2 protein-coding genes and 1 tRNA gene are annotated in these 2,960 nt (G+C 64.8%); all 3 read left to right on the forward strand.

Annotated features, from left to right (window positions below):
* The coding region (locus ACLP25_RS17880; RefSeq protein ID WP_442470524.1) for a hypothetical protein at nucleotides 1–912 on the forward strand (912 nt) is incomplete at its 5' end.
* Between the two features lie 231 nt (nucleotides 913–1,143).
* Entirely contained in the window at nucleotides 1,144–2,442 is a 1,299-nt protein-coding gene (locus ACLP25_RS17885; protein WP_442470525.1) for an MFS transporter, read from the forward strand.
* A gap of 251 nt (nucleotides 2,443–2,693) precedes the next feature.
* Nucleotides 2,694–2,780: transfer RNA gene (locus tag ACLP25_RS17890), tRNA-Leu, on the forward strand.
* The last annotated feature ends 180 nt before the right edge of the window (nucleotides 2,781–2,960 follow it).

The raw sequence follows: 2,960 nt of genomic DNA on the forward strand, positions 1-2,960 counted from the left end.
ACGGTCGCTTTCTCGATCACATCGATTGTTTTTATTGCGTGGTTCCTTTTCGGCGACGATCGAAAAATTGCAAAGGCCGCGATATTGACCGTTGCCATCGTTCTGTTTGAGCTTGCTTTGTTTTCGATGGCTGGCGGCGTTATTGTCTGGGTCATCAACATTGCTCAGATCGGTCTGGCGATGGTTCTATTCCGAGTCCGCGCCCTCGGTGGGTTGCTGGCGTATTTCTCGTGCGCAATATTCTCTCTAGGCGCGTATCTTTGGGGACTGAGCGCAGGCGGAAGTCTCGCGGTGCTCCTCTCGCGCCCGCTCGACGCTCTGCGCTTTTTCGTTATCGCAACAGGCAATTCGATTGTTGGCGTCTTCGTTCAGGGCTCGGTCTTGGGGCCGATCTTATGGCTCGATTTACTTGTCGGCGCCGTCCTGACTGGAGTTTTCGTATTCGTTTTCATTCACTTCGGCAAACTTCCGCGCGATGAAAAGAAGCGGTCCTTCGTGTTGATGTCCATCCTGCTGTTTGGCCTTCTGGAACAAGCGCTCATTACGTATGGTAGACTTCCGCTCGGCGTTTCCAACGCGGCAACCGCGCGGTATGCGACGCTGACCGTCGTTGCGCCGGTGTCGGCGCTGGTCTTCCTGACCATGTATGGGGATGTCTCTCGGGCGTGCCTTTCCATCGCCGTGGCGACCGGATCGGCCATCCTCCTGTTCACCGTCATCGGCGACAGGAACGAGTTGAGGATTGCCGGCGGCCGCCATTTCCTCGGCGTGCTGAGGCAGCAGATTCTGCTCGACAACAAGATCGGCGCCGAGGAGCAGAAGATATTGGAGTGGGAATCGCTCCCGGACATTCGGGATGGAAATGAAATCCTCCGGAAGAATCGGCTCAGCACCTATTACAGACCGCAATAGCGCCCGAGCCGACCAGGGATTTGGCACGGTCGCAATTTGGCGCAGAAAAGCAGCTTCCCGTTCAACGGAGCCAGCCGCGGCGGCGGTCGGCAATGTCCGCAAAACGTGTGCGCCCAGTGTCGAATCGCGCCAACAGCGCCTAAGGTCGGGTAGCTCCTCTTTCCGCTTTCGCGGGGCGAGCGGGACTGTCGCCCGCACATCTGAGCCGAGACTCGCCACAGAAGGGTCCGCATGACCACGTTCCAGGGAACAGCCGGCGCGGCCGGGCGCGCGGGCGTCGGGCAGATCGTGCTGGCGAGCCTCGTCGGCACGACGATCGAGTTCTACGACTTCTACATTTTCGGCACGGCGGCGGCGCTGGTGTTCGGCCCGATGTTCTTCCCGAAGTCGTCGCCAGAAACGCAGACCCTGAACGCCTATTTGACCTTCGGCATCGCCTTCCTAGCCCGTCCGGTCGGCTCCTTCGTGTTCGGCCACCTCGGAGACCGGATCGGGCGGAAATCGACGCTGGTCGCCACCATGATGACCATGGGTCTGGCGACGACCCTGATCGGCGCGTTGCCGAGCTACGCCGCAGTCGGCGTCGCTGCGCCGTGGCTGCTCGCCGCGCTGCGCTTCCTGCAGGGCGTGGGACTCGGCGGCGAATGGGGCGGGGCGGCGCTGGTGGCGGTGGAGAACGCGCCGCACGGGCGGCGGGCGTGGTTCGGCATGTTCCCCCAGCTTGGGCCCCCGATCGGGTTCTTCATCGCGACCGGCCTGTTCCTGCTCCTCCTCGTCGCCTACGGCGAGCAGGCTTTCGTCGACTGGGCCTGGCGCGCGCCCTTCCTTTTCAGCGCGGTCCTCGTCGCCATCGGCCTCTACGTGCGCGCCTCGCTCGAGGAAACGCCGGCTTTCAAGGCCGCGCTCGCCGAAGACGCCCGGGTCGACGTCCCGCTTGCGGCGCTCCTTCGCGGCCATCTCAAGCCGCTCGTCCAGGGCTCGCTGGCGATCGTGGTCTGCTACGCCCTCTTTTACATCGCGACCGTCTATACCCTCGGCTACGGCGTGAAGGCGCTCGGCATTCCGCGCATCCGTTTCCTCGAGCTTTTGTGCGTGGCGATCGTGTTCATGGCGGTCGCGACCCCGATCTCGGCGGCGCTCGCCGACCGGTTCGGCCGGCGGCCGGTGCTGCTCGCCTCCGCCGTCGTCGCGGCGGTCGTCGGGTTCGCGATGCCGTCGCTGCTGGCTCAGGGCGAAGGCGGCGCGCTCGTCTTCTTGTCCGCGGCGCTCGGAACAATGGGACTGACCTTCGCCCCGCTCGGCGCCCTCCTGCCGGAGCTGTTCCCGACGGAGGTGCGCTACACCGGCGCGGCGAGCGCCTACAACCTGGGCGGCATTCTCGGCGCCTCGTTCGCGCCGTCGCTCGCGCAGGTGCTCGAAGCGGCGGGCGGCGTCGCCTGGGTCGGCTATTACATCGCCGGCGCCGCGGCCATCAGCTTTGTCGCGATTCTCGGCATGCGGGAGACGCGGCATGATTCCCCAACGCTTTGAGCACCAGAGAGAGACGGGGTGAGGGGCGGACCCTTATAGGGCGGCCTCGGTGAGGCCGCCGGCGCGGTCAGCGACCGCGCCCTACAACGCTGGGGTGTCGCCCCTCGTCTAGCCTCCGTCGTCGGCGCGCCGCCTCCCCATAAGCGGGGGATCTGCGGCGCCGTAACAGCGGCACCGTTGCGCTTGTCAGGGCCCGAGCGTTTTGCTAGACGACGCGCCTCCGCTTCGCGCTGCCTGGCGCGGAGTTCCGTGCGGTCATGGCGGAATTGGTAGACGCGCTAGCTTGAGGTGCTAGTTCTTTAACCGGAGTGGAGGTTCGAGTCCTCTTGACCGCACCAGCCCCATTCCGGGGCCCCGATTTGCCAGCCTCGCCATAGCTCCAAGCCCGGTCCGGGAACCGACATCGTCGTCCGACTTTGGCGACGCGGCCATCCGGCGCCATGTCGTTCGCATCGCCGCTCGGCAGACCCGGGAGCCTTGTCCGGGTCGTTTGCAACGGCGTCGGCCGGTTTTCAGAC

Source organism: Roseiarcus sp., assembly GCF_052145395.1.
In the GTDB taxonomy this organism is placed as follows: domain Bacteria; phylum Pseudomonadota; class Alphaproteobacteria; order Rhizobiales; family Beijerinckiaceae; genus Roseiarcus.